The sequence below is a fragment of the Vicinamibacteria bacterium genome (assembly GCA_035570235.1).
Classification (GTDB): Bacteria; Acidobacteriota; Vicinamibacteria; order Fen-336; family Fen-336; genus DATMML01.
In genome coordinates this window covers 11,844-37,409 of the sequence record DATMML010000064.1, presented here as the reverse complement: position 1 = coordinate 37,409, position 25,566 = coordinate 11,844, and the positions used below count along the sequence as shown (strand labels likewise).

20 protein-coding genes are annotated in these 25,566 nt (G+C 62.0%); 10 read left to right on the top strand and 10 right to left on the bottom strand.

Features of this window, described 5'->3' with window-relative positions:
* Positions 1-116 precede the first annotated feature (116 nt).
* The 3 genes from VN461_11450 to VN461_11440 all read left to right on the top strand — a co-directional run bounded on the left by VN461_11450 (position 117) and on the right by VN461_11440 (position 4,983).
* A complete protein-coding gene (locus VN461_11450; GenBank protein HXB55392.1) occupies positions 117-2,237 on the top strand; it encodes a sulfatase-like hydrolase/transferase in 2,121 nt (706 codons plus the stop codon).
* Between the two features lie 228 nt (positions 2,238-2,465).
* A complete protein-coding gene (locus tag VN461_11445; GenBank protein HXB55391.1) occupies positions 2,466-3,200 on the top strand; it encodes a thioredoxin domain-containing protein in 735 nt (244 codons plus the stop codon).
* Positions 3,201-3,234: 34 nt separating this feature from the next.
* Positions 3,235-4,983, top strand: coding sequence for a hypothetical protein (locus tag VN461_11440; GenBank protein ID HXB55390.1), 1,749 nt, complete (start codon positions 3,235-3,237; stop codon positions 4,981-4,983).
* A 381-nt stretch (positions 4,984-5,364) separates the two neighbouring features.
* On the opposite strand, the gene VN461_11435 is transcribed toward VN461_11440, so the two are convergent.
* Both VN461_11435 and VN461_11430 read right to left on the bottom strand, forming a co-directional pair.
* Positions 5,365-6,141: a hypothetical protein gene (locus tag VN461_11435; GenBank protein ID HXB55389.1), complete on the bottom strand. Its 777-nt coding sequence runs from the start codon at positions 6,139-6,141 to the stop codon at positions 5,365-5,367.
* 397 nt (positions 6,142-6,538) lie between these two features.
* The gene (locus VN461_11430; GenBank protein HXB55388.1) at positions 6,539-7,939 is read right to left on the bottom strand and encodes an MFS transporter; all 1,401 of its coding nucleotides are present in this window, start codon (positions 7,937-7,939) and stop codon (positions 6,539-6,541) included.
* Positions 7,940-8,129: 190 nt separating this feature from the next.
* Here VN461_11430 and VN461_11425 point away from each other — a divergent pair, with 190 nt between their 5' ends.
* The 5 genes from VN461_11425 (at position 8,130) to VN461_11405 (ending at position 13,501) form a co-directional block, all read left to right on the top strand.
* Positions 8,130-9,779 carry an FAD-dependent oxidoreductase gene (locus tag VN461_11425; protein ID HXB55387.1) on the top strand — a complete coding sequence of 550 codons (1,650 nt, stop codon included), beginning with the start codon at positions 8,130-8,132 and terminating at the stop codon, positions 9,777-9,779.
* A gap of 865 nt (positions 9,780-10,644) precedes the next feature.
* Positions 10,645-11,574, top strand: a complete 930-nt coding sequence (locus VN461_11420; protein ID HXB55386.1) for a DUF4892 domain-containing protein — start codon at positions 10,645-10,647, stop codon at positions 11,572-11,574.
* Positions 11,575-11,839: 265 nt separating this feature from the next.
* The gene (locus tag VN461_11415) at positions 11,840-12,232 is read left to right on the top strand and encodes a nuclear transport factor 2 family protein (GenBank protein HXB55385.1); all 393 of its coding nucleotides are present in this window, start codon (positions 11,840-11,842) and stop codon (positions 12,230-12,232) included.
* Between the two features lie 43 nt (positions 12,233-12,275).
* A complete protein-coding gene (locus tag VN461_11410; protein HXB55384.1) occupies positions 12,276-12,587 on the top strand; it encodes a non-heme iron oxygenase ferredoxin subunit in 312 nt (103 codons plus the stop codon).
* A gap of 266 nt (positions 12,588-12,853) precedes the next feature.
* Positions 12,854-13,501 (top strand): LysE family translocator, encoded by a 648-nt coding sequence (locus VN461_11405; protein ID HXB55383.1) that lies wholly within the window; start codon positions 12,854-12,856, stop codon positions 13,499-13,501.
* Between the two features lie 714 nt (positions 13,502-14,215).
* Here the strand turns inward: VN461_11405 and VN461_11400 are convergent.
* From VN461_11400 to VN461_11390, 3 genes are all read right to left on the bottom strand, one after another.
* The gene (locus VN461_11400; protein ID HXB55382.1) at positions 14,216-14,491 is read right to left on the bottom strand and encodes a DUF2064 domain-containing protein; all 276 of its coding nucleotides are present in this window, start codon (positions 14,489-14,491) and stop codon (positions 14,216-14,218) included.
* Positions 14,492-14,775: 284 nt separating this feature from the next.
* On the bottom strand, positions 14,776-18,231 hold the full coding sequence (locus VN461_11395) for a hypothetical protein (GenBank protein ID HXB55381.1): 3,456 nt from the start codon (positions 18,229-18,231) through the stop codon (positions 14,776-14,778).
* 447 nt (positions 18,232-18,678) lie between these two features.
* Positions 18,679-19,518, bottom strand: coding sequence for a C39 family peptidase (locus VN461_11390; protein HXB55380.1), 840 nt, complete (start codon positions 19,516-19,518; stop codon positions 18,679-18,681).
* Between the two features lie 179 nt (positions 19,519-19,697).
* On the opposite strand from VN461_11390, the gene VN461_11385 reads away from it, so the two are divergent.
* Complete coding sequence (locus tag VN461_11385) at positions 19,698-20,240, top strand: alpha/beta fold hydrolase (GenBank protein HXB55379.1); 543 nt, start codon at positions 19,698-19,700, stop codon at positions 20,238-20,240.
* Positions 20,241-20,314: 74 nt separating this feature from the next.
* Positions 20,315-20,626 (top strand): alpha/beta hydrolase, encoded by a 312-nt coding sequence (locus tag VN461_11380; protein ID HXB55378.1) that lies wholly within the window; start codon positions 20,315-20,317, stop codon positions 20,624-20,626.
* Positions 20,627-20,924: 298 nt separating this feature from the next.
* Here VN461_11380 and VN461_11375 read toward each other — a convergent pair whose 3' ends face one another.
* From VN461_11375 to VN461_11355, 5 genes are all read right to left on the bottom strand, one after another.
* Positions 20,925-21,164: a hypothetical protein gene (locus VN461_11375; protein HXB55377.1), complete on the bottom strand. Its 240-nt coding sequence runs from the start codon at positions 21,162-21,164 to the stop codon at positions 20,925-20,927.
* A gap of 342 nt (positions 21,165-21,506) precedes the next feature.
* The gene (locus VN461_11370; GenBank protein HXB55376.1) at positions 21,507-22,442 is read right to left on the bottom strand and encodes an alkaline phosphatase family protein; all 936 of its coding nucleotides are present in this window, start codon (positions 22,440-22,442) and stop codon (positions 21,507-21,509) included.
* A gap of 559 nt (positions 22,443-23,001) precedes the next feature.
* Positions 23,002-23,577 carry an isoprenylcysteine carboxylmethyltransferase family protein gene (locus VN461_11365; protein ID HXB55375.1) on the bottom strand — a complete coding sequence of 192 codons (576 nt, stop codon included), beginning with the start codon at positions 23,575-23,577 and terminating at the stop codon, positions 23,002-23,004.
* A 48-nt stretch (positions 23,578-23,625) separates the two neighbouring features.
* Positions 23,626-24,639, bottom strand: a complete 1,014-nt coding sequence (locus VN461_11360) for a medium chain dehydrogenase/reductase family protein (GenBank protein ID HXB55374.1) — start codon at positions 24,637-24,639, stop codon at positions 23,626-23,628.
* A 122-nt stretch (positions 24,640-24,761) separates the two neighbouring features.
* The gene (locus VN461_11355) at positions 24,762-25,496 is read right to left on the bottom strand and encodes an SDR family oxidoreductase (protein HXB55373.1); all 735 of its coding nucleotides are present in this window, start codon (positions 25,494-25,496) and stop codon (positions 24,762-24,764) included.
* Positions 25,497-25,566 lie beyond the last annotated feature (70 nt).

Sequence of the window (25,566 nt, the reverse complement as noted above, 5' to 3'; positions counted from 1 at the left end):
GCAACATGAGCCGGCTCTGGTCACAGGGTCTTGCCACGTCTCCGCTCGAGAGGAAGTGGAGGTTGGTTAGCATCGACAACTGACAAACGGTCAGAATTGAGACGGGTTCAGAGCATATGGTGAAGGGGGCGGATACCGCACTGCCCACACGCACCAGGATGTCACGAGCGAATTGCCCGCTGTCCGCCCTGCTTTTCCTGGCCGCAGTCGCTGGGTGGGCCATGCCGTCGCCAGCGGCTGGTCGCAGCCTGGTGTTGATCACACTCGACACGACCCGCGCCGATCACCTTGGCTGCTACGGCTGGCCGTACGCCCGCACCCCCAACCTCGACGCACTCGCCCGCCGCGGAGTTCGCTTCTCGCATTGCGACACTGCGGCACCGATAACCCTACCCAGCCACGCTACCATCTTGACGGGTCTATACCCGCCCCGCCATGGTGTGCGCGACAACGGTACGTTTGCGCTGCCCGCCCGAGTGGAGACCGTGGCCTCACGGCTGCGCGCCGCGGGCTACGACACCGCGGCAGTTGTCTCAGCGATAGTCCTCGCCCGTCGCCACGGTCTCGACCGTGGGTTCCGCATCTACGACGACGACCTCGGCACCGGTTACGCCGCATCTACGGACGTGAGCGAACGCCAGGCCGAGGCCACCACGGCGGCCGCGCTTGCTGTGCTCGCCCAGCTACGGCCTCCGTTCTTCGTCTGGGTGCACTACTTTGACGCGCACGAGGAGTATCGCCCGCCTACTCGCTTCGCCGACTCGATCAGCGGTCCGCATCGGCTCTACGACGGTGAAATTGCTTATGTTGACGAGCAGCTTGGAGCTCTGCTGGGCAAGCTTTCGAGCGACGTCGATGTGGCGGTCGTGGGCGACCATGGCGAGATGCTCGGCGAGCACGGCGAATTGACCCACGGACTGTTGCCATATCGTGGCGCACGCGAGGTACCCCTCCTCCTCGCCGGACCGGATGTGCCAAGCGGGCGTGTGGTGGACTGCCTGGTTCGCACAGCGGACGTCACGCCGACGCTCCTTAGCTGGGCCGGTCTCGCTTTGCCCACGGACCTCGACGGTGCCACGTTGTCACCCCTGCCGGCAGGATCGGGGTGCGATAGGCCGAGCTACACGGAGAGTTTCCTGCCCTTCTTCGCTTACAAATGGTATCCGCTTCGGGCGCTCTCTGACGGTCGCTTCTTCTACATTCGTGGCCCACACGACAGCCTGTACCGGCGCGCGGAGGATCCAGGCGAGGCGTTTGATGTCGTAAACGCACTGCCGGTGGAAGCAGCGCGGTGGAAGCAGCGCCTGGACCTTATGCTCGCCGGAATGGGCGAAAGCCTCGAGCCCGACGTGCGGCCAGATATGGTGCTTTCTGCCGAGCAGCGCGAGCATCTCGCGAGTCTCGGTTACTTGGAGGCTGGGGGTGGCAGCCGGGTCAGAGAGAAGCTACCCGACCCGCGCTCCATGACGGCAGTTGCACAGGAGCTCCACCGGGCGGTTCAACGGGTGCAGGAGGGTAAGTGTCCGGAGGTATTGCCCCAGCTGGAAGCCATCGTGCAAGGCGACCCGCACAATTTTCCTGCCCTTTCGCTCGCCGGCGAATGCTTGCGCGATGCCGGCCGGCACGAGGCCGCACTGGCCGCCTTTCGCCGCGCGGCGCAGGAGCACCAGTTGTCCGCGGTGCCGGTGGCGAACATCGCAGGCGCCCTGCTAAGGCTGGGGCGGAAGGACGAGGCGATGCAGGAGTACCGCCGCGCTCTGTCACTCGATCCGACGCAGCCGGTGGCCGCCTCGAATCTGGCGCGCCTGCTGCGCGACGGGGGCGACCGCGCCGGGGCCCTGCAAGTGCTGGATGAGGCGCTTGCGGCTGGTTGTCACGCGCCAGCGGTACTGCTAGAACGCGGCGTGGCACTCGCCGAGAGCGGCAGGGTTGCGGATGGCCTGGCGAGCTTTCGCGAGTCGGCACGACGCAACCCTGCGGACCCGTTGCCTCTTGAGAACGCCGCTCGAGCCGCCTACCAGCTGGGCCGTTACCGCGAGTCGGCGCAACTGTACGAGGTGCTCCTGCGCCTCTCCGCCGCTCGCGGCGATGTCTGGAAGACTCTCGGTGCCGTCTACCTCTTTCAGCTCGACGACCGCCCCAACGCTCTCCGCGCTTTCCGCGAGGCACTTCGCCTCGAGATCGACCCGAGAGAGCGCGCGAAGGTCGAGCAACTCGTGCGCGAGCTGAGCAGTTGAGGCCCCGTGAGGCCGACTCTCTTGGCGTCGACCGGTTCAGAGGGCAGGGACTAGCGGCTATGTCCGACTGATCCGACAGGCTCGACCGTCTTCCGTGAAAGGCGATCGGAACGGGATCTCTGCAGAAGCGATGGTACCGATCCAACGGGGGCCAGGCTCTCGGCGAACGCCACAGGATAGGGGGAAATGGCGATGTCAGTTACGCGGTCCCTTTTAGTAGCTACCGGCTTGCTGTTGACTGTCCTTCCGGCCCTGCCGGTTGTTGGTCAGGAAGCGACCGAGCGTTCAACGCCACCAGCAGTGGCTACGGACGAGATCGTCCGACAGCTCCAGGAGATCATCAAGGAGCTGAGGGCGCTTAGGGCTGATGTCAGGAGCCTCCGCACGCCCCCGGCGCCGCCAGCGCCCGCTCGAGTTTCGTTAGGGGACGCGCCCGTCCTGGGAAAGCCCGAAGCCAGACTCGGCATCGTTGAGTTCGCGGACTTTCAATGCCCCTACTGCAAGCGGTTCCACAACGACACGTTTTCCCGCATCAAGACCACTTTCATCGACAGTGGAAAGGCCAGATATTGGTTCCGGAACTTCCCCCTGGAGGGAGTGCATCCCGAGGCGCGGCAGGCGGCACTCGTCGCAGTGTGCGCCTGGAGGAAGGACCTGTTCTGGCCGGTTTATTCCGCCCTTTTCGATCACCAAACTGAGCTTGCGGCAGACGCGTACCGCGAAATCGCAAGATCCGTGGGCCTCGATTCGGCCGCACTCCTTGAGTGTATTGGGTCGCCGGAAGCAAGCTCGCGCCTGAAGGAGGACGTGACCGTGGCGGAAAGGGCTGGCGTCGCGGGCACCCCACACTTCCTCCTGGGCCGGGTTGAGGGCGATCAACTCACGAACATCGCAGTTCTCAGCGGGGCTCAGCCGTTTGATGCATTTGCCGCCGCGCTGGAGCGACTCGCGCCAAACCAGTGATGGGGTGACGAGAGCATAAAGAGAGGGAGCTGTCATGCGCAAGACGCTCGCCGCCTGTCTTTTGCTTGCGATCGGAAACGCTGCGGCCCAGCCGTTCAATCGAATCTACAATACCGTCGATCTCTGGGATTTCGCCATCTCGATCTGCCCGACAGAGGACGGCGGCTACGCCTTGCTTGGATTCTCAGGCTTTCAGCCCACCTCCACCACCATCCTCACCAGGCTCGCTCCCAACGGCAAGGTGCTGTGGGCGCACTCTTACGGTCGCAATATCTGGCGCGTGGTGCGCCAGACTCGCGATGGGGGATTCGTCCTCTTCGGTGACTCGCCGATGAGCACGGATCCTAGCCGGATTGTTCCCAAGATCATCAAGCTGGACGCCAAGGGGGTATTCCGTTGGGGGCAAGAGTTCCTGATTACAAATGCTGACGGGACACCCGGGACCTACGCGCAAGGAGTAGCGCTCGCGGTCGATCCGTTGGACGGCAGTTTCCTCGTCGGCGGGACGTTCTACAGCCAGCCCTTCATCGGCTACGAGCCATGGCTGGGCAAGGTTGGCGCGGAGGGTAACAAGCAGTGGGTGGTCGCGTATCACAACCTGCCGCCGACCGCGAATGCCTCAATCCGGGCTGTCGTCCGCACGCAGCAGGGAGGGGTCATCGGCGTCGGCGAGTTCTCGATTCCAGCGGCGGGCGTACAACAGTTGTTCGTGGCACAGGTCGAGCCGGATGGAACGCCCGGGGGCTACCAGTCGTACCAAATCGTCGGGCAGAACGGTTGGGCTGCGATCACCGACGTCGCTACGATCGTCGGTGACGGTCATTCGCGAATCGTGGGCACGGTTCGCAACTTCAAGTTCTGCATCACTGCGAACTGCCTTGCGCAATTGAACGCGGTGGTGCTGTCGGCGGTGCTCGACGAGGCCACATTGAACTTGTCCAGCGGAGTCGTCCTATGGGACACCACCGCGCAGTTCACCACCGCAGCTTCGCTGATCGTGGGGATGCCCCGCGAGGCATTTTTCGTTGGCGGCCAAGTGATGTGGACAAAGAACAACGTATTCATGCCGGGCTTTCGCGAGGCGCTCTGGATCCAGGTGGCCCAGGGCGCAAACGGGATCGTCGGGAAACGCTACGGCGACGGCGACGGTCCCTTCGAGACGAACCTGCTCGACCTGGACCGGGCGGTAGCCGGGCCCAACCCCGCAGGATTCGTGTCGGCGGTTGAGATCTATAAAGGTGGTGGCACGTACTCCGGCGAGAACGTGGTGCGCACCGATGTCCAGGGGGATTCGGGCTCCTGCCAATCCACACCGCCGATGTTTCAGACCACGTTCACGACCTGGGAGATCGGCCGGCGGTCCGAAGTCCGGACGTGGGACTTACAGCGGTTCAAGCTGGAGGCTTCCACTCGGCGGCTCACGAGCGTGCCCTGCACGCAGACCGAAGGCGCGCGCCGAGGCTCCAGGAACGCCGCTACCAGCGTGGCTGCCGGCGGCCCCTCCAAGTGCCTGCACGATCCTTGCGTGCCGGGCTTCGCCCTAGGCGCCGATTGTGGCCCCGAGGTGGCGGCCGTGTGCGCAGCCGATCCCCGCTGCTGCCTCGTCGGGTGGGACGACGCGTGCGTCCTCGAGGTTTCATCTGCGTCACCGGCCAGTGCCGCTCCGCCTGGAGGGCAACTCTGTGCAGAACTCCCGCATGCCACCCCGACAGCGACAGGGCCCTTCTGGATACCATGCTCGGCTGGTTTCTGCCCGTCGATCTCCGCGTCAGGCGAGAAGTGATGCAGGTGCAAGGCTGTCAATCGGCCTATCCGTAGCGCTGAAGGCGTCACAGAATGAGCGCTTGGCGTCAGGCAAGGGGTGGTGCCTCGAGAGACGAAGCCCCCGCCGCTCAGCATGTCGACGGCGTGAGGGGTGCGGCATCGTATGCTCCTTGCATCTAACGGGGTAACCGTCGGTGAGCCGGACGTCGGATCTCTAGAACAGACGCTCGGATCGAGTTACCGATAGCGACAACCATGTTGGCCCTGTCGATACAACTCGGTCGTAGCCCATCGTTCGGACCCCCTCTTACTCGTGGAAGTCCTGTTCGACAGAGCTCCGCCCGAGTCGCAGACGCGAGCTGACTGCCCGCAGGGAGAAAGCATTCGACGCTCGTCCGGCCTAAGGCTCGTGACTGCACTCGGACTTTCGATCGACCCATCTGACGGCCCGACCGTCCAGCTGAACAATGTCGATCGGGAGCCCGACTGTCTCCGGGTGGGCGGTAGCCGCTCGATCCAGCACCGCCCGGGCGCCCTCGATGGGGTTCATCCGGTCGACTATCGGATTCGCCTCCAAAAAGTTCCGCATCTCTCGAGCTTCGCCCATCAAGGCATATCCTGGGCTCGGGAGTTCTGCGCCGCCAACCTCGATCGATAGTCCTTTCTGCTCCGATTCCCTCGCCTTGAAGTCCCTTACCAGGAACCTCGGCTTACCGGCTTCATTTGCGAAGAAGGCGACCTCCACGAAGGCTGCGTGTCTCCGCTCGCGACCACGGTAGTAGTCAGGAGCGGTATCACGAATCTGTACAAGCGCTGCCTTGAGAGGCCCTTGCATGGCTTCCTCGAAGCTCGCAACCTTATCGTCTAGATTACCCGACGCCCGGCAAGCGCGGGCGGCCAGGGACGGAACGTCAAAGTCGCCGTCCGTGCTTCTACGCAGCCCGGCGACAGCGAAAAACACGCCTGCCGCCTCCTGGATCTTGCAGGTGTTGGTGGATACGTCGGGTGCATCGAGGCGCGTAGTCTTGCTGTCCGCAGCCACCACCAGCAGATCCTCCGTCCGAATGGCTACGATGGCCGTCCCTAACTGCAGAGGGGCCGCTGGAAGAAACTCTTCGTGACGTACGGTGAACAGCAATAGGGCTTTAAGGAGGATCTGCCCCCACACTTCGGTCATGGCAAGCCCCGCATGAAGGGGTCACCTAGCGTACGGCATGAGCGGCGGCGCGCCCCTCTTTGTGACGTTAGCCTACCGCCACTCTCTATCCGCACTCAACACATCGGAGTCGGCGTCCTGAATGTGCCGTTCACGCTTCCCGCGGCGTCCGCCTAGCGTCGGCGGGGGTCTCGACGCTCCACGTGCCTTACTTCCGGCCCTCCTGGCCGTAGCGCCCGTCATGAGGGCGAGTCAGGATGCCACGGTACCACGAACCCACGCCGAGGCAGGTCCGACAGCCTTGGGCAGCCTCTGCTGGTCGCAACGTCGATCGTCCCACCAGGGGGAACTGATTTTCTCGCCGAGTGTCCCGGGCGAGCACTATTCTTGATGCGTGGCCTTTGCGTCTGTTTCTAGCTCATGAGCGATTCTTCGATGTTCCCATCAGTCGACGCCCCTCAGTCGCCGGCGTCGCCTCCCGCCCCCCACCTTCATGGCGGACTAGCTGACTCTCGCCCTGGGCCTGAGCCATAGCCACGGCCGCAATGAGAGCGGCGACTGTGATCGCCAGGAACATGGCAGTCGGGCCGGCATACAGCTCTTGAAGGAGTCCCGTCAGCCACGGCCCCAGGATTGCTCCAATGCGCCCAACGCTAAGCTCCATCCCGACCGCAGTCGCTCTGACCCTGGTTTCATAGGCGCTGGCAGTGAAGTTATTCAGAACGAACTGCCCCCCGATGATGAAGAAGCCCGCGGCTGAGACGAAAGAGAGATTTGTAAGGTGATTGTTAGAAAACAGGAGGGCAAACACCGACCCGGCTCCTAGAACCCACCAGAGGACAATTATGGCCCGCCTTGATCCGTGTCGATCGGAAATGTAACCGCACGCAAGACCCCCAAGGAAGCCCGCGATCTGCATGAGCGCGCCGAAGCCAAAACTCGCCGCAAACGTTTCGCCCCGCTGGAGCATGACAGTCGGGATCCAACCTGAGAGGCCGAAAATGCAAAACAGGCAAAAGAATGCGGAGGTCCAAATGAAAAGCGTAGTCCCGCGATAGCGTTCAGAGAGCAGCGTTACGATCGCGCCTTCCGTGGTGGCCCGACAATCCATCGGTATCCGCGCGTCACGATACCGGGCCGCGTGTTCAGGCCGCAAGCGCGACAGAATCGCCTTGATCTCCTCTGTCCGGCCACCCAGAGCGAGGAACTTCACAGACTCTGGCAACGTAAGATGGAGAATTGGAATCAGGCCAAATGAGAAACAGCCGATCCAGTAAAGGCTCTTCCAGCCATAGTGCGGCGTCACCAAGACACCCACCACACCGGCCAAGCTCCCGCCCGCGGCCCACCCCAGGCCGACTCCCCAAATCGTGTAGGTATTCGCGGCGTGCCGCGGCGTGAGTTCATTGATGTAGGTGGTCGCGAGGGGCAAAAGCACACCGAGACCCAGACCGGTCAGGAAACGTATCGTGCAGAACGGCCAAAAGGACGTCCCGAGAATTGGAGTGACCAGACTGAAGACGCTGGCAATCCAAAGCCCACCGACCAACGTCACGCGCCGGCCGACGCGGTCGGCTATCAAGCCGTGCACGGCCGCGCCGATCAAGAATCCGACGAGTCCGCTCGAGACGAGGAGTCCGGCTTGGCCCGCCTTGAGGTTCCATGGCTGCATGACGTAGTGGATGACGTAGGCCGGACTGAACGTGTCGTAGCCATCGAACAGGGTGAGTGCCCCCATTGTGGCAGCAAGTCCCCAATGGAATCGTGTGATTCGCGCGTTCGCCAGCTCCTCATGAACGTCTATGAGTTCGTCGGCCACAGTATGGTCGTTGTCTACCGTTTCTCCTGTCACTTGCAAGCACATTTCTCGACTGGGCAATTTGTCCCGTAGCCCAACTTCGATGATGCGGCCCTACCCAGAAAGCAGACGTTCTCCAGGAGTCTCGCGTTAAGGGCCATTGGGGAAGCGGTTTCATGGGCTAAAATCGTCGCCGCCAATCACACCCTCCATGGGCAATCGAATCAATACGCACGTGCTGATCGTCGGTGGTGGACCAGTTGGTCTGACCCTGGCAATCGATCTTGCGCAGCGCGGCATCCAGGTAACGGTCGCTGAGACGCGCGCAGGGGGCGAGCTGCCCAGTGTGAAATGCAATCATGTCGCGGCACGGACGATGGAGACATTTCGTCGGCTCGGACTAGTCCGGGCCGTGCGCGACGCCGGCCTCCCGGCCGAATATCCCAACGACGTTGCGTTCCGAACCACCGCGATAGGGATGGAGCTCTCGCGCATCCTGATTCCGTGTCGTGCCAAGCGTTACACGGCCCAGGCCGGCCCCGACACGTGGTGGCCGACCCCCGAGCCGCCGCATCGAATCAACCAAATCTACCTGGAACCCGTGTTGTTTGCACACGCTGTAGCGACGCCCCGACTTTCCATCTTGAACCGCACGCGGGTTGTTGACTTCGTGCAGGGCGATGGCGGCGTGCGGGCGACCGTCGAGAACCTCGACGGCGGTGGCGTCAGTGAGATCTTTGCGACCTACCTAGTCGGCTGTGATGGCGCCCACTCCATCGTTCGTCAAATCATGGGCGCGAAATTCACTGGCGACGCCGTGGTGATGCAAACGCAGTCAACGTATATCCGTACGTCGCGACTGCTCGGCATGATGGCAAGACCGGCGTGGCTCAGCGTTTCCATCAACCCGCGTTGCAGCGGCTACCTATTTGCCATCGACGGCCGAGAGCGATGGCTGGTCCACAACTGGCGTCCTCCGAGCGAGGACTTGGCGACACTCGACCGCCATCGGTGCATCCGCGAAATCCTGGGTGTGGAATCCACTTTCGAGTTCGAGATTCTTGGACAGGAGGACTGGACCGGCCGCCGCATGATCGCCGATCGGTTTCGCGACCGCCGCGTGTTCTTGTGCGGGGACGCAGCACACATATGGGTACCGTTTGCCGGCTACGGGATGAACGCGGGAATCGCCGATGCCGTGAACCTTTCATGGAAGTTGGCGGGCGTAATCAACGGCTGGGCTGAGCCCGCAATCTTAGACGCCTATGAGCTAGAGCGCCAACCGGTCAGCGAGCAGGTTTCGCGTTACGCGATGGATACGTCACTCGCACGAGAATCACACGGAAACGCGCTCCCCGACAACTTAGAGGAGCCCGGACCTGAGGGCGACGCGGTACGAGCACGCGTCGGCAGGGAGGCTTACGAACTCAACCTTGGCCAGTTCTGCTGCGGCGGCCTGAACTTCGGCTATTTCTATGATGCCTCCCCAACAATTGCCTACGACGGCGAGGAGGCACCCAGATACAACCTGTATGACTTCCGCCAGTCTACTGTTCCTGGATGCCGCACGCCCCATCTGTGGTTACGCGACGGGAGATCACTGTACGACGCGCTGGGACCGGAGTTTACTCTGCTGCGTCTCGATCCTGCCGTCGAAACTGGCCGCCTTGAGGCGGCGGCTGCACAGCGTGGGCTACCCCTCGTTGTGCTCGATGTGGACGTGGACGATAGCGCCTCGCTCTATCCACGTAGACTGGTCCTCTCCCGCCCAGATCAGCACGTGGCCTGGCGTGGCGATGAGCCGCCACAAGACCCTGCAGGCCTGATCGACCGTCTCCGGGGTGCATCCTCGACTCCGTAGGTGCCGCAGTCGGGACCTGAGCGCCCCTCGCACCCAGCCCGAACATGCGCACTGGTGCTCGAGTAGCTCTCGTACGAAGCCGTCGGCCTCCTATCGGGCGTTTGCGAGGGAGCCGTCGATTGAGTCCTCGGCGATCGGCCGACGTGTCCTATGCCCCAAGCGGTAGAGCGTGATGTCGAAATAATCCGCTGTTCCTTCGAGAACAATGGCTAAGACGCCATCGTGCTTCCGCCACGACAAACGCGCCGGCAGGTTCGCGGCCACAATCGCCTCCCCGCAGCGGACACTAGGGACGCAACTCCCCTGGGTTGCGGCCTTTGTCACAAGGTCCAATCCCCTCGCCGGCGCCGAATGGTTGCCAAAACCGGCCACCACAGGAGGGGTGTCCATGCTGGCGTCATCAGCAGCAGGCGGAGCTCCTCACGAAAGGGCTGCCGTAGACCTCGCCTTTGTCCAAAGGTGAGATTCTATGAGCTAAATCCTCCTGTTTCCACGCACATACTTTCGGGGAAGCTTACCTGAAGGTGAAAGTCTGGGCCGAGGTGACTTAAAGGTGCTGCGAAATGGAGTCCGAGCCCCACAAGGGCTGAGAGGCATCGAAGCGGGGGGAACCAGCGGCTGCCCATCGCGCTGTTGTCGTTGACCGGGCGGGGGTGAATGAAAGCGGGATCCTGCTTCTCGAACTTGGAGTCGCAACGAATCTCTTCAACCAGGTTCGGCGAGAGCAGGCGGAGCTGTCTCTGCCAACAGCTACCTCGGGCAGCTCTCTTGGAAAGCAGGGTTTGGCCTTTGCTTTGCTCAGCGAGAACGCCTGTAGTCGATACAAGACGGTGCCGGAGGATCTCAGGTCCTTGGGGAGGAGTCAATGGTGAACCTTGATCGTGCGCTATGTGTTATCTGCATGTTCGCTGGGCTGGTGACGCTGGATGCCGGGGCCGCGGATGTCGAGGGAAGCAAGGATCACCCGCTGATCACGCGGTACCCGGGATCGCAGATCACCGAGTACAGCCAGATACAGTACGGCGAGTACACGCTGCCGCTCGGCATTCCGCAGGACGGTCATTTTGCGAAGAGCCAGCATCTTGAAGGCAAGGTGACGCGAATCCGCTACGAGATCCCGGAAGGGCGCTCCTCCCTTGAGGTGTTTCGCAACTACCAGGGAGCGCTCCAGCGCGGCGGCTTCGCGTCTCTGTTTACCTGTTCCGGCGAAGGGCAATGCGGCAATGGACAAGGGCTCGCGGAGTGGAGTGCCGGCTGGTGTGGGGGCTGCTCGCCGCGCCACGTGTCGGCAAGGCTGCCCCGCCCGGAGGGTGATGTCTACGTGAGCGTCCATATCGAGCAGGATAACCCCAGCACCCGGGCCCAGACGCAAATGGACATGATCGAGTTGAAGCCCATGGACGCAGGCCTGGTCAGTGTAAATGCCGAGTCGCTGGCGCGGGACATTAGTCGCACCGGCCACGTCTCGGTCTATGGCATCTACTTCGACACCGGCAAGGCGGACGTGAAGCCCGAATCCGACGCCACACTCAAGGAAATCTCCAAGCTACTGCAGCAGGACCCCAAGCTCAGTCTCTACGTGGTGGGTCACACGGACAATGTGGGGGCGTTGGCAAGCAACATGGACCTTTCGCGCCGCCGCGCCATTGCCGTGGCTCAGGTGTTGACAACGAAGTATGGGATCGCCGAGGCACGGCTCAACGCTCAGGGAGACGGCCCGCTTGCGCCGGTTGCGTCGAATGACGGTGAAGCCGGCCGCGCCAAGAACCGGCGGGTGGAGCTGGTGAAACAATGATCGGTCTTCGCGTCCTCTGAGTCTCGGCCCGGTTTAGTCAGCTTTAGCCCGGGCCGCGCACTCTTGCGCTCCTTCCAAGACTCGGTGCTCGGGGTAGTGTTGTCGAGGCATGGGTTTGCCAGCGGGTGGTCAACTGGTACTCTCTTGCACCGGAGATCACGCCGCCTAACGCCAGTAGGCGAGCGATAGTGTGGCCCTAGTGTACTTGCGAGCCGGACGCCCGGTGATAACGGGCACGCCCGAAAGGAGTTGGGACTTGGAAGACGTGGCCTTCTTGCGCAACATTGCGCACGAATTTGAGGAAGGGTTCAACAATGGTGACGTGGACCGGATCATGCGGTTTTACGGCGAGACGTATGTCGATGTGAACCTGAGACACCCAGTCCAGAACAAGGCCGAGCGCCGAGAATACTACTCCCAGGTCATGCGTCGTCCAGGCCTTCGCGTCCGGGTGCAACCGGATGACATTCTCGTCAGAGGCGACCTCGCCTTCGTACGGGGAACGATTCTCCTGACGCAGGCGCCCACTACCGGCGCAGCGCCGACCCGAACCGAGCTACGCTATTTGGAGGTCGCGGAACGCACACCGGACGGAGGCTGGCAAGTGTTATGGGGGATGGACGGCCCCGTTCAGGAATATGAAGCTGGGTCGTCATGAGAGGATCCATGTATCGGACACTGATGTGAAGGAGAGATCCGCGATGAGTGAGCGAGTGAAAGTGGCGAACCTAAGCGAGCTCCCGCCCGGCTCGGGCCGCCAGGTGAATGCTGGGGGAAAAGCGCTTGCCGTCTTCAATGTCGATGGCACGATCCACGCAATCGACGGGACCTGCACGCACCGTGGGGGCCCTTTGGGAGAAGGGGAGCTGAACGGGACGATCGTCACCTGCCCCTGGCACGGCGGCAAGTTCGATGTAACGACAGGAGCAGTCCTTGGGCCGCCTCCTCCCCACGGGGTGCACGCCTATAAGGTAACCCTCGAGGGCGACGCGATCGTCGTTGAGGTCGGCTAACAAGGGCTGCGGCTCGTGCTCGCCCCCGTTTCATTGCGGAGCCCTTCCGTGTTCACCAAGATCTGGGACTGAGCGGCCTGGCTGTGAAAACCGCGTTCACCGCGGTGTTGCCCTGGCCGTCAGAGACGTAGCAGCGGCCATAGCTCGGAGTGGAGCTATCCTCCGGTTTCGAGATCCTCCCTCCCTACGGTGGCCGGTCGCGTTTCTCAGCGCATTTGCTATGGACAACATTCCGGAGAAGTCGGCGTAGACCAAGGAGGTGAGCGATGGGCAGCGGACAGGCGCTGTTGTCGTTTACAGCCGCGGCGGGGCTGCTGACGGTCACCCCGGGGCTCGACACGGCGCTGGTTCTCCGGACGGCCGCTGTCGAAGGCCCGCGCCGTGCGATGCTGGCTGGAGCCGGGATCTGTGTCGGCTGCCTGGCTTGGGGACTCGGAGCCTCGGTGGGGCTGGGCGCCCTTCTGGCCGCTTCGGAGCTGGCCTACGACATTCTGCGCATCGTCGGGGCGTCCTACCTGATCTTCCTGGGCAGCAAACTTCTTCTGCGCCCACGCTCTTCCGCCTCAGGAATCGGGGAGTCCGAGGCGAGACCCGGAGTGCAGTCCGACGCTCCGGCTCGGTGCTGGTTTGTTCGCGGATTTTTCACGAACATCCTCAACCCCAAGGTGGGGGTGTTCTACGCTACATTCCTGCCGCTGTTCATCCCGGCCGGCGTCAACGTGACAGCCTTCAGCATGTTCCTTGCGTCGATTCACGCGGCGCAAGGCATCCTATGGTTTGCCGTGTTGACGAGTGCAACCCGGCCGCTTGCCCGCTGGCTTGGGCGCCCCGGTGTCGTGGCGACTCTTGACCGAACCACTGGTGGAGTTCTCGTCGGGTTCGGGCTCCGCCTCGCCCTCGAGCACCACCGGTAGGGCCCTGAGGTCCGAGCCGCAACCGACTGGTTTCCACTGATTTCGGAAGATCGTTGTTTCTTGTCCGTACGCCTTCTTGGTCGTTCAGGATAGCCAGGCATGCCTGTTGACAACAGGTCAGGTGAGTGATTCTTGCCGCGATTCGCGCGTTACCTAGTAAGAAGCGTCCCTTCAGCCGGAAAAGAGAGAGGGAGCCGTGCATGGGAAACGCCGGGGATTTGTTACCACCGAGAGCGTCCCGGATCCTCGCATAGGGCTCCGCCCAGACCCAGACCGTGGGTAGCGAGGTTCCACGGGCGCCGGAATTTGGACCTAACCCTTCGTCGAGAGCCAGCGCCAGGGCCAGACCAGGGGGATTATGATCAAAGCAGCGACAGCGTTAGGGAAAGGTATCTTGGCAAAGGCTGTGGGGGGTGTGAACGGGGCAAGGGTAAAAGAGTCACTCAGAAGACTGCCTCCCTGATCCCCGCCGAACGAAGCCGACGGAAATACGATCACGACAATCCATGTATTCTCCCTGTTGCGGCACGTTGTCGGCATCATCGCCCTCAAAGCATCTAGCGCTCGCCTGTGAGTTGAAGCCGATCGACCTGCGCCCAGCCTAGCGACGTACGCGCGAGACTCTCGCGGAGACTACCGCGCGGTGAAGCTGGTGATCGAGCCACCGTGGAGCAACGGCCCGATCGAAGGCCAGGATCAACCGCCTGAAGGCGATCAAGCGCCAGATGTGCGGCGGGGCCGGCGGTCCAGATCGCAGGGGCGGTCGAGGTTCTCAAGGGGGGCCAGTAGTGCCAACGGTCTTTTCGCGCGGCGCAGGGCGCGTCGCAGGCTCTGCCGCGTTCCCCAGCCGCACCAGTTGACGGATTCTAGGTCCTCGATGGGCCGGGCCGCGGCGACCAGATAGACGCCTCCATCCCGAGCGGGCCCGAGGACCACCTGGTCCTCGTCTTGGGCCAGCAGCTCCAGGGCTTTTCGAACTACTGAAGGCACTCGTGATGCCTTTGGAGCCCCTCGCTAGCGCATGGAAGAATTCGTTCGCGATAGGGGTGAGTAGGGCGAGAGTCGCTGTGCCCTCGTGGAGGAGTACTGCAATCGCGAGTCCCGAACGCCGAGACACGCCAAGGGGTGTCAGGCGATGCTGCTGGAGCCACACCGAGAATACGGAAGAACCCGGCACACAAGGGGAGGCCAACAGCTGGTCAATGACCCACCTGGCAGGCCGTTGTCTTGAAGAGACTGCACCGTGCTGTCGACGTGATCCACGTCACGCGTCTCTATCGTATTCTCATCGCGGGGTTCAGCATGGAGAGAATCCAGTCCCCGAGCTCGGGGAATTGCGTCGCTAGCAGAGTGAGCAGAGGCACTAGGCCATAGACTAGAAGGTTCGTTGCGAATTCAAGATTGAAGTTGATTCGCCCCGGGCTCGTTTTAGCGATGTAGCTCAGGATTAGGTCACGATCCATATCTACAAAGGTCCAGACGACACCCGCGATGCCTATTAGTCCTACTATCCATGCGAGGCCGATGACGGGGTGCCGTGGCTGAAAAGGATAGGACCCGATTAGAGCCATTAGCAAGACAAAGCCGGCTAGCGCGAACGTGAGCACGTTCCGCATGTGTGAAAAGGCATAGTGAATGAACGACACAAACCGCACGGCGACGTACTCCTCTGCGATCCGAATGTAGACGTCGGGGGGCGACGGCACCTGCCGTCGAAGCCAGACTATGGTATTTAGCGCTTCCTGCTCCTTGTCTGACTTGTCCGCGATTTCAGCTCTGGATGGCCAGAGAATCCAGGCTCTTTCCAACATGCGGCAGACGCCCATGGTGGCTAAGGCAAGCTCGGTGCGGAGACTCTTGCGGTCAAGTTGCGTGGAGGCGTAACCTTCGTGGGCGCCGCGAAGCACCGCTGTGAACATCCCATCGGCGTTCATCTGTGCAGTCTGCACTTCCTTGGAAAGCAGGAGCTGCCCATCGAGCCCTTGGATTCTCTTACCAAGGTTGACAAGTGTTTTCAAGTGTGAGACTGCCACATGGAGAGAAGTAAGTGTTGGGGCCGTCCGCCACATTCTCCATTGCGACCTGGCAAGCCCGTCGGGCATGCGGTTGAAGGCGTCGGCGAGCGGGCTCCACGCGAGAATTCGCAGTAACGCGGAGAGGCGGAGCCAGATGGCACGGAATTCCAGTACGCTCCAAGCGACACACCAGCCGCACAAGAGGAGGAGTAGATTCAAGAGAACACCCCAACAACGGCCATCAAACGAGCGGTACCAGCCGTCACGTACGAAGAGCAGTTGGAACATTAGCAATCCGCCAAGGGGGAGGATGCACGCGAGGATTGACGTGGAGGGATTGCGGATTATTAGAGTAAACGTGCTGTAGGGTTCGAGTAAGGCGAGAAGGCTCTGGGGCGGATCGTCTTTCGGGGGCTGGATGCGCTGCTCTTCATAGAGGAGAGACCGTCGGACCTGGCACACCGCAAAGAGCGCGAGAACCACGCTACCGAGGCAGAGTGGAAGCAGGGGTCCGGAACGGCTCAGGAGAGCGAAGCTACGGTTCAAGAATAAGAATTCCTGCAATAGGAAGTTCTGCCCCGCTTCCGCGTCTGCAGCGGAAAAGGTAACGGCGGCGACGGCGATCCCGATAGCGGCGAATGGCAGAAGCATCGCTAGGTTGAAGGCAAACGCGCGCCCGACTTGTGTGATCGATCTCTCTGGGGAAGATGTGTCTGTACCTATCTTGATCAAGCGCCGAGCGCCAAATAGCTGGTGTACCTCAAGGAGGGAGATACGGGCCGTGAAGAATGTCAAGACGAATGCCGAAGCAAGGATGAGGCCGGCAAGGACTTGGATGGGCCCATCGCGCCGAGCGATGAGCTCCCAGAGCGCCAGCTGCGTCGCGAGGAAGCCCTGGATGACTGCGAGGACAAAGGCAAGGCCAGCCATTGCTGCGTGGTTCATGAACACATGCGATTCATCGTGACACCTGCAAAAGAACACTCGCAGCCTGTCGCGGGCCATGCCAGCGCCCCGCGACTGTCCGCTTGAGGCGGAACTCTGGTCGCCGTTTGACGCTGCAGGGCGGTAGTGGTGGTACCCGAAGGCGAAGACAAAGGCCGCAATGGACCAGGCCGTGAACAAGACGAGTACCGCAGCGGGAATGGGAAGGCGAGGCAACGAATGAATGTCACTAGCGTCTGGAACGCCTGCGTCTGGCAGCAGAGGCGTCCCGCCATTTACCGCTGATGCGGGCAATAGCCACACCGGCCAAAAACCATGACGGCCGTTTACCACAATCCAAATCGGAGGAAGGTGTGACTGGGTGGGGCCCGCGACCTCGATCGGTGCATAGTCCACCGCCCTGTTGCCCTGGCGCATCAGGAACAGCAGCGCGTTGTAAATGCCCTCCTCACTTGAGCCCGGAAAAGTGCGTCGATGGCTCCCGGTAGCATGCCACGCCTGGTCTGCGGCAAGGAGGGGGTAGGTGGTGACTACGAGAAGGCCGTCGAGGGACGGCTGAAGCTCAGGATGCTGATACAACACGTCCGCGCCGAACGTGAAAAGCTGGGCGTCGGTGCCGTATTCACGTGCCTTGCGGGCCAGGAAGAGCACATCGCGAGTGTCGGATGCGACGAGGCCAAGATACCGGATCCGCTGGCGCCGAACCGTGTCGAAGACGTTAGCAAGCACGAGGTCCGCGGCGTTTGCGGTCATCCGTGGCTCAAAAGGCGAAAGCGCATCCTTTGGCCTCTCGGGTCCCTCAAGAGAGATCTCCAGCGCCCGCTGCACTGGTGGACCCGCCAAGGTCGCCCGCCGTGACGATTCGCGCTTCTCGTACGCGCTCCGAATCTGAGAGATCTGGAGCGGGAACCGCATGATGAGTTTTAGGTCAGGCAGGGCCGACCCCTGACTGTTAGGAGAGGCGACAGGGGAGGCAAACTTCCTTGCGAAATCCTGGCCGAATGCTGTTCCGTCCTCCACCAACAGTGCGACGTGGGCTGCGGGATAGACGCCGATGCTCTTGAAATACCTGTGGAGGGCCTGAAGCATCGCACCATCTGTGTGGGTGACCGTCTCGTACCAACTCTTGCCCTTAAGACTGAGAGTGCTGCTGTTGGTGTCTGCCGTTGCTGAGCCGGACATGACGTGGACTCCCCTAAGCAGTACCTGTGAGTTCAGGACGATGTGGAGGGACTCGGAGCTTCCCGAGAAATAGGGAGCCAGGATCGGAAGGGGCAACCCTGCGTCGAGCAAAGAAGCTGCATTAGCTTTTTCAAATTCGCTGATTGCGTTCAATGACTGGACAAACGCGTCCTTCTGAAGGCCGTGCGTCGGTGTTTCGCCGATGAGGAAGAGCACGACCAGCTCTCGTTTCTTTCGAAAGAGTACAGCTCCGGGGTGACTGCGGTGTGCATCCAGCATCGGTGGCCGGGCATTCAGTGTTGGCTTCCCAGAGGAGTTGGTGGCCCAAACGGCCTCTACCTCAGTAGGTGCAGGTATGCGCCACGGCAGCGACCACCTGTCGAGGTCGTACCCGCTGTCGACCATCGCCGAGACCATTGCCTCAAGACCGCGGTCGAACAAGCTCGCGAAGTGTGAGTCGACCGGATCCGGCAGGGTTGCAACGACGAATTGGACTTTGTACGGCCCCGCCTCGACGCTATCGACCGTCCGCGCCTTACCGTTAGCATCCTGTCCGAGGAAATCATCCAGCACGAACAAGGGGGCCAAGTAAGAATCCTCCGCCTTAGGGTTGGACGCGGTTGGGATTGTTGGCGGGGGGACGGAAGCAGACTGCGGAATCAGCGAATAGAACGCAAGCACTATTGCGCCAAGGCCCAGCGTGGCACCGACGTTTCGGTCAATCACAGCTCTGCTCCTCGCGGTAGGCATCACGCCAGAAGGCAAAGGCGCGTCCGGTCCCCTCCCTCCGAGGTCCTTCCGTGTGGATGGCCCGCAATCCGTAGAGTCGTCCCCGTGGCCTCATGCACCTTCTCCTTGCGCAGCGAAACGGTCAGGCTTGCTGTCAAGTGTCTTGTCGAACGGCCCTTCGCTTTTCCCCGCCTGGATACTCCTCGGCGGGGAAATCTTCGTTAGAGTTATGGCGAAACTGCTGGGCATCGGCCGGGTCGGGGAGGGAAGGTCGCCCGGCCACCATCAAGCGCTGCCTCTTACGTTCTATTGAATGTGATAGATGCTATTCGCCCAGAGAAGTTGTGTCGTAAGCGTATTCAGTGGGATCCGGAACTGTCCGACTTGCAACTGCCGACCTCCACGCGAGAGGTACGGATGCGGGTATTGGTTGTAGGGGTAGATCTCGAATGGGAAGGGGTCGTTCACCACGACATATTGGCCGGATGCGCTCAAGTCGTAACCGACCAGCACGGCTATGTGCTGTGAAGCGTTTGGTAGAGCAAACCCGCCTCCCGGGGCGATCCCGACGACGATGGGGCGCCGGGCGTCTACTTCGGCCTTGATCTCGTCAGCGCTCAGCGCCCGGAAGACCAAGGACGCCGAGAGGACACGCGACGGTACTCCCAGACTCCGTAGGAAGACGCCGTACAGCGTGATCACTTGATATTCATTCGACATCGGGCCAATAGTAAATTGGCACAGGGCACAGTTGTAAGAGCATTCCGGGTAGGCGCTGACAAACCACGAAGCAACGATTCCACACTGGTAGTCACCGCCCGGATTGACATTGGGCAACCCGTAGTATCTCAGCACCATCTCGCCCGCGGCGGCCCAGCACCAGACGGGCGTCTCTTGGATGGTGGGCTGGATTGGCAGAATTACAAGGCTGGAAGTCGGCACCGGACCGGGTCCGACGGGGTTGATGGGGCTGGGGGTTGGACTAGGAGTCGGAGTGGGACAAGCTGGTAGAAACGTTACCACGGCAGCTAGAAGCGCGATTCTTTGGGAGTAGAGCCCCACGCGGCCTCGGTTACTCAGTGGAAGAGGCACGTTCGCGAGTTGGCCGCGGTGTTGGCAGTGGAGTTGGAGAAGGAGAGGGCCCATGCGGGACTGACCCCCCATCGCAGCCCGAGAGGAGACAGGCAAGCGGGAATCCCGCGACTACGCTGGCCAAGACCGTGCGCATGCCTCAGGCTCCATTTGTAGGCGGAGCGGCCTACTGTCGCGGAGGGGAAGAATGACAATATCTCATACGCCTTTCGCGCAGCTCCGTCAAGCATTTTGTGGCTCTTCCGCACTTCCGTGTGCTCCTCAGAGCGCTGCGAAAGGCTCGACGGGAAGACGCGAGGCTTCAGCAACTCGAACCCCGCACGACCGTACATCTGGCACTTGTTGTGATCGCCAGCTCCACGGCACAAAATCTCAGCGGAAGAGTCCCCACTAGGAGCCACGTTCAATCCAAAGACGGAACCTCTATTGCCTACTGGCAGAGCGGCCGCGGTTCAGCACTGGTGCTCGTCCATGGCACGACCGCCGATCACCAGCGTTGGGCGCCGATCTTGCCCGCGCTCGAGAAGCGTTTCACCGTATATGTCGTCGACGGTCGTGGGCGCGGCGGCAGCGGCGATGCGCCCAACTACGCGCTGGAGCGCGAGTCCGAGGACATCGCAGCGGTCGTCGATGCAATCGGCGAGGCAGTGTTCCTGCTCGGGCACTCTCACGGGGCCATCTGCTCGCTCGAGGCCACCTTGCGCACGTCGAACGTTAGCAAGCTCATTCTGTACGAGCCATCACGGATGGGACGATTTATCCGGCAGGGATCCTAGAGCGCCGACAAGCGTTGCTCGATGCCGGCGATCGCGCGGGCGTCGTGACTACGTTCTTCAGAGAGGTCGTACGCATGCCGCAAAGCGAGGTCGACATCATGCGCTCGGTGCCAGCCTGGCCCGCGCGCGTTGCCGCAGCCCACACGATCGTCCGTGAGATTCGCCTCGACGACCTCTACCGCCTGGATCCAGCGCGGTTGGCCAGGATGCGATCCCCCACGCTCCTCTTGCTCGGCGGTGACAGCCCGATGTTCTTCAAGAGGGCCATCGAAGCCGTCCACGCATCCCTGCCTAACAATCGCATCGAGGTCATACCCGGACAGCAGCACACGGCAATCAACACCGCACCCGAGCTATTCCTTCGCTGGTCCTCGAATTCCTCGTAGGGTAGCTTCTACCAGCGTCTTCCATCGCCTTAGACGGCCTATCACCCCGAGGGTGTGAACCGTCCCTGCCTAGCGAAGGATTTAACGCAGCCTTCCTCTCGGTCCTCTGGGGCGCCGTGCGCTCAGATCAGGCGGATTTGACGGCTCCTGAAGGGTCGGAGGAGTTGGCGCTGCGCCGAGGTCGGGGTTCGATCCGCTGTGATCTGACGCAGTGCTTGTAAGGTCAACGAGACCAAGCCTGGAAGACCTTGGTTTCCCAAGTCAACCGAGCCGGGTCTTCTCCGATGAGTGACGGCCCTCACACCCAGCCTGAACACGTGCTGCACTGGTGCTCGAGTAGCTCTCGAACGAGGCCGTCCGCCTCCTGTCGGGCGTTTGCTAGGGAGCCCTCGATTGAGTCCTCGGCGATCGGCCGACATGTCCTATGCCCCAAGCGGTAGAGCGTGATGTCGAAATAGCCCGCTGTTCCTTCGAGAACAATGGCTAAGACGCCATCGTGCTTCCGCCATGACAAGAGCGCCGACAGATTTGCGGCCATGATCGCCTCCCCGCAGCGGACACTACGGAGACGCAACCCCCCTGGGCGTGGCCTATGTCACAAGGGTCCGGTCCCCTCGCATGGTGCCGGATGGCGACACTTGGCTTTCGAGAATGTCGGCCGGTGGCGTCCCCATAAGTGGCGCTCCTTAAATGAGTTAAGTCACTGACATTGGAGCGCTTGACCAAACGCGACCCCCGGCAGCCGGTTGCGACCGAGCAGAGGCTGCCCAATGCGATTGGACCTGACTCGGTGTCGGTTCGTGGTACCGCGCCATGCTGACTCGCCCAAATGACGGGCCCTACGGCCAGGCGGGGCGGAAAACCGTACAAGACGGAAGCGCTACTCTAGGGTCGGGTCTGCCTTCGGAGGCGCAGCCGGCTGACGCTTGAAATCGAAGCAGTCCGACATGCTATCGGCCGCCGCCACGCGCTTGTGAGGCGCAGCCACCCCGAACTGCTGCACGCAGAACTTTAGCAGGCTCACGTGCGAGTGTCTCACTTTGGAGATGTATCCGCTCCGGGCAAAAGGGCTCAGAACCAAGCAGCCCACGCGTGAGCCGTACCGAAACTGGGTGCCGTCGGTCCACTGCTCTACGTTCTCGGGGGCCACGTGATCGAGCCAGCCTCCCCAATCATCCCAGGTGATGAAGATGGCGGTCTTTGGCCACAGGCCGCTCTGTACGACGGCGTTGACCTGAGCGACCGTCCACTGCATGCCCAGCGTGACGTTGTCGAGGGGATGCTCGCTCTCATTGTGCGGCGCGTACACCCAGGACACGGTTGGAATCCTTCCCCCGTTTGCGTCCGTCACGAACTGCCGGCTGGGAAACTTGTTTCGTCCCCTGAGGGCCGCGATGAAGTCGAACGCGTAACCCCCGTAGTTTCCCCAGGTGAGACCGTTCGCCTCTAAGTTCTCCGGCAGGGACGGAATATTGAAGGGCTGCATGCCGGGACCAAGGCGATAGTTGTGGGGGTTCACAATGACCGGAGAGTCACCCGCGATGAGCATCAAGTGGTTCGGTGACGATGGCCCCGTCACGTCGGTGAAGTAGTTGTCGCACAGCGTGTACTGGCGTGCGTACGCGAAGTATGCCGGGATGTCCTGTTCGACGAACTGGGCGCGAACCGCTGTCGTCTTCCGCGTGAGCCAAGCTGCGTGCTCATGGTTCGGATCGTGGGGTGGGGGATTGGGGGACCGGGGAAGCCGGGCCCCGTTCGCCCCCGGGAACGTACCGAAATAGTTGTCGAAGCAGTGATTCTCCTTGACGATGATCACCACATGCTCGATCGGCCCCTCGACCGGCTTGGGCTGCCCCAGTGGGCCAGGCGCTGGCTGTGGTCTTGGGGGTAGACCGGGCTTTCGTCTGGACGGCTTAGCAGTGGACGCGCCAGGCCGCTTACGCTTCGTTCTCCCCTTGGTGGGGCGCTTGCTCTTTGCAGTCTGTCTTTTCGTCGGCATGCTGCCCTGGAGCTGAGTCGCGTCACCACCGAGGCATTGGCGCCAACGCTCGTGAAGAACCTGCGGCCGCGGCTGCTCTTTCTGGGTGATCGAGTCTAACACCGGGAGCAGCGCTGTCCAACCGATTCTTCTTCGCTCCTCTCAACACCGCTAGGGAGCCTCTTCGTAGTACCTTGAGGTCGTGCGTCTTGGATGAGGGGGATTCGAACAAGTGCCCCAAGCCCAGGTGCGACTTCCGCCAGGCCGAAGCCCTCGAAGAGAGTCCGGGAACGCTCATTGGCCTCGCGGTGATTGCCAAGGGCAACAGCTGAAGTTGACGTGCAGGCAGGCCTTGAGAACCTGGCGCTGTAGGGATACCTCCGGTCTGAAGAAAGCCTTAAGAGAGGGGGGGCAGGAACATCCCTGTGTGGCGGCGGTGCTCAGCAAAGCGGTCTCCGAACTCCTGCCCGAGGAACGACTCTTCCCGACGGGCCTTGAGATAAAAGGAGAGCCAGGCGATGGCCACAGCGAGCAGACCACGCACCTCGCCAATGGCGACCGCGGTGCCCAGGATTGCCACAAGAATGCCTGTATAAATCGGATGACGAATGCTGTGGTAAGGGCCGCTGCGAATCAGTTCATGTCCTTCCTTGATAGTGACGACACCGCTCCAGTTCGCGCCAAGATGCCAGCGTGCCCAAAATGCGATGGCCACGCCGGCGGCAGTCAGCAAGACACCGATCCACGCCGTGGTATTACTGGCAGGGACGAAGCGCGCGCCAAACCATCGGTAGTGCGCACCAGGCGGAGACAGCAAGGCAGAGGCGACCGCCAGCATTAGCAGGTATCTGAACCTCTCGCTCCACGATTCGCGCTTGGTCGTCTTCTTTGACTTGAAGGCGGAAACGCTCCAGTACAAACCGAATAAAATCCACAGCGCGTTGATCCACTGTCGTTGGGATGCGAAGTCCATTGGCGCCCCTCTGGGTCCACTAGTCGCCAAGCAGGTCTTCGCTCGGAACTAGGGAACCAGCACGACCTTACCGACCGCCTTACGGTCATGGATGTAATGATGCGCCGCAGCCGCCTCCTCGAACCGGAAGCTCCGGTCCACGTGTGGCCGGATCTGGCCAGCCTCATAGAAGGCTATGAGAGCCTGAAGCTGCGGGCCCAGAATTTCGGGATGGCCGAAAAGGTGGCCCAGGTTCACTCCCGTGAGAGTCTTGTTGTCGTTCATGAGGGTCAGGGGACTCCACTTCTTGATTCTCAGCACCTGGCCTAGAGCGTGCAGCAAGTTGCGACTCTTTCCGCTCGAAGCGGCGGAGAGGCCAAACGCGACCAGTCGACCGCAAGGGGCCAAGAGATCGTAGCCCTTTGTCCAGGACGACCCTCCTACGGCATCCAGGATGAGGTCGAGGCCCGCGTTGCCCACCGCGGCACGCACGCCGGGGACGAAATCGCCCCCGGAATCGATCGGGTAGCGACAGCCTTGCGCCCGCAGGAACTCATGCTTGGCCGGAGAGGCGGTCCCAAGGATGATGCACTGACGGGTCTTCGCCAGCTGGATGGCCGCAAGGCCCACGCCGCCTGCCGCGGAGTGGATCAGCACGCGGGAACCCGGACGCAGCGCGCCGGTGTAGAACATCATGTGATGGGCAGTGAGGTAGACGACAGGCAGGGCAGCCCCTTCCTCAAAGGTCATGGCCGGAGGCATGGGCAGGACCTGGGGGGCTGAGATCACCAGGACGTCGGTGTATCCGCCGAAGCGCGGCATCGCCAGGACGCGGTCCCCCTCCCGAAAGCCGGTCACCCCGGTGCCGACCTGATCTACGACGCCCGCCACTTCATAGCCGACGACGCAAGGGAGCTTGGGGGCGTCGGGATAAAGGCCCACTCGGGCCAGAAGGTCCGAGAAGTTGATTCCGGCGGCGCGGACGCGGATTCGTACCTTGCCCGCACCGGCCACAGGGTCGGGGGCCTCGCGGACCTCTAGGACTTCCGGAGGGCCCGCTTTTGTGATCCACACCTGGCGCATGAGCAAGACCCCCTTTGGATGTCACATCGAGACGACAACATGCGCCGGTGGGAATTCCTCGCGGCCCGCAAACGACCGGTGTGAATCGCTCGGACAAGGGCAATTTAGTCGCCCGACCGTCATCAGATCCCCCAGCCGCCGCTCAGGTGGAGGTTGGCGCCGTTCACGTAGCGCGCCTCCTCCGAGAGCAGGAAGAGGACGGCCGAGACGGCGTCCGACAATTCGCCCACGTATCCGGCGGGGATGTTCTTCACCATCTTCTGCAGCTCTTCGTCGGGAGCGCTTCCCGAGGCGATGAAGCCGGGCGATATCGCGTTGACGGTAATGTTGAATGGGCCGAGGATGCGCGCGAGCGAGCGCGTCAGGACCAGGATGCCAACCTTGGCGATGTAGTGGGCCGTCAGCTGGGGTTGGCCGATCATCTGGTCGGCATTGGCCATGCTGAAGCTGACGATCCGTCCCCACTTTCGCTCCTTCATGGGGCCGGCGACCAGTCGACTCATGTAGAAGACAGGGTCGAGGTTATTGTCGAACATCTCGTGCCAGCTCTCGGGGCTCGTCTCCAGCAGGGGAGCGCGATGGTAGGGTCCCGCGCCATTGATGAGGGCGTCTATTCGCCCCCACTCGGATAGGACGCGGGATACGAAGGCTTCGCAGGCGCGGGGGTCGGAGACGTCGTAGCGACCCTCGATCACGGGCGCTCCCTTTCCGCGCATCACCTCGGCGGCAGCGCGCGCCTCCTCGGAACTCGTCCGATAGCAGAAGGCGACAGACCAGCCCTCTTCTGCGAGACGAAGAGCAACCGCCCGCCCAATCCCCTTGGCGCCCCCGGTCACGACCACGACTCGATTGGCCATTGGCCCCCCTCCCGGGGAAAAGCACTCCGGCATGTTGCGCGAGCGCCATTGCAACTCCAACCGGCGGGCT

Bases quoted from the DNA above. Each gene is read 5' to 3' on its own strand.
- VN461_11450 (HXB55392.1), top strand. From the start codon at position 117: ATGGTGAAGGGGGCGGATACCGCACTGCCCACACGCACCAGGATGTCA.
- VN461_11440 (HXB55390.1), top strand. From the start codon at position 3,235: ATGCGCAAGACGCTCGCCGCCTGTCTTTTGCTTGCGATCGGAAACGCT.
- VN461_11435 (HXB55389.1), bottom strand. From the start codon at position 6,141: ATGACCGAAGTGTGGGGGCAGATCCTCCTTAAAGCCCTATTGCTGTTC.
- VN461_11425 (HXB55387.1), top strand. From the start codon at position 8,130: ATGGGCAATCGAATCAATACGCACGTGCTGATCGTCGGTGGTGGACCA.
- VN461_11420 (HXB55386.1), top strand. From the start codon at position 10,645: ATGGTGAACCTTGATCGTGCGCTATGTGTTATCTGCATGTTCGCTGGG.
- VN461_11410 (HXB55384.1), top strand. From the start codon at position 12,276: ATGAGTGAGCGAGTGAAAGTGGCGAACCTAAGCGAGCTCCCGCCCGGC.
- VN461_11405 (HXB55383.1), top strand. From the start codon at position 12,854: ATGGGCAGCGGACAGGCGCTGTTGTCGTTTACAGCCGCGGCGGGGCTG.
- VN461_11390 (HXB55380.1), bottom strand. From the start codon at position 19,518: ATGGGCCCTCTCCTTCTCCAACTCCACTGCCAACACCGCGGCCAACTC.
- VN461_11380 (HXB55378.1), top strand. From the start codon at position 20,315: ATGCCGCAAAGCGAGGTCGACATCATGCGCTCGGTGCCAGCCTGGCCC.
- VN461_11375 (HXB55377.1), bottom strand. From the start codon at position 21,164: ATGGCCGCAAATCTGTCGGCGCTCTTGTCATGGCGGAAGCACGATGGC.
- VN461_11365 (HXB55375.1), bottom strand. From the start codon at position 23,577: ATGGACTTCGCATCCCAACGACAGTGGATCAACGCGCTGTGGATTTTA.
- VN461_11360 (HXB55374.1), bottom strand. From the start codon at position 24,639: ATGCGCCAGGTGTGGATCACAAAAGCGGGCCCTCCGGAAGTCCTAGAG.
- VN461_11355 (HXB55373.1), bottom strand. From the start codon at position 25,496: ATGGCCAATCGAGTCGTGGTCGTGACCGGGGGCGCCAAGGGGATTGGG.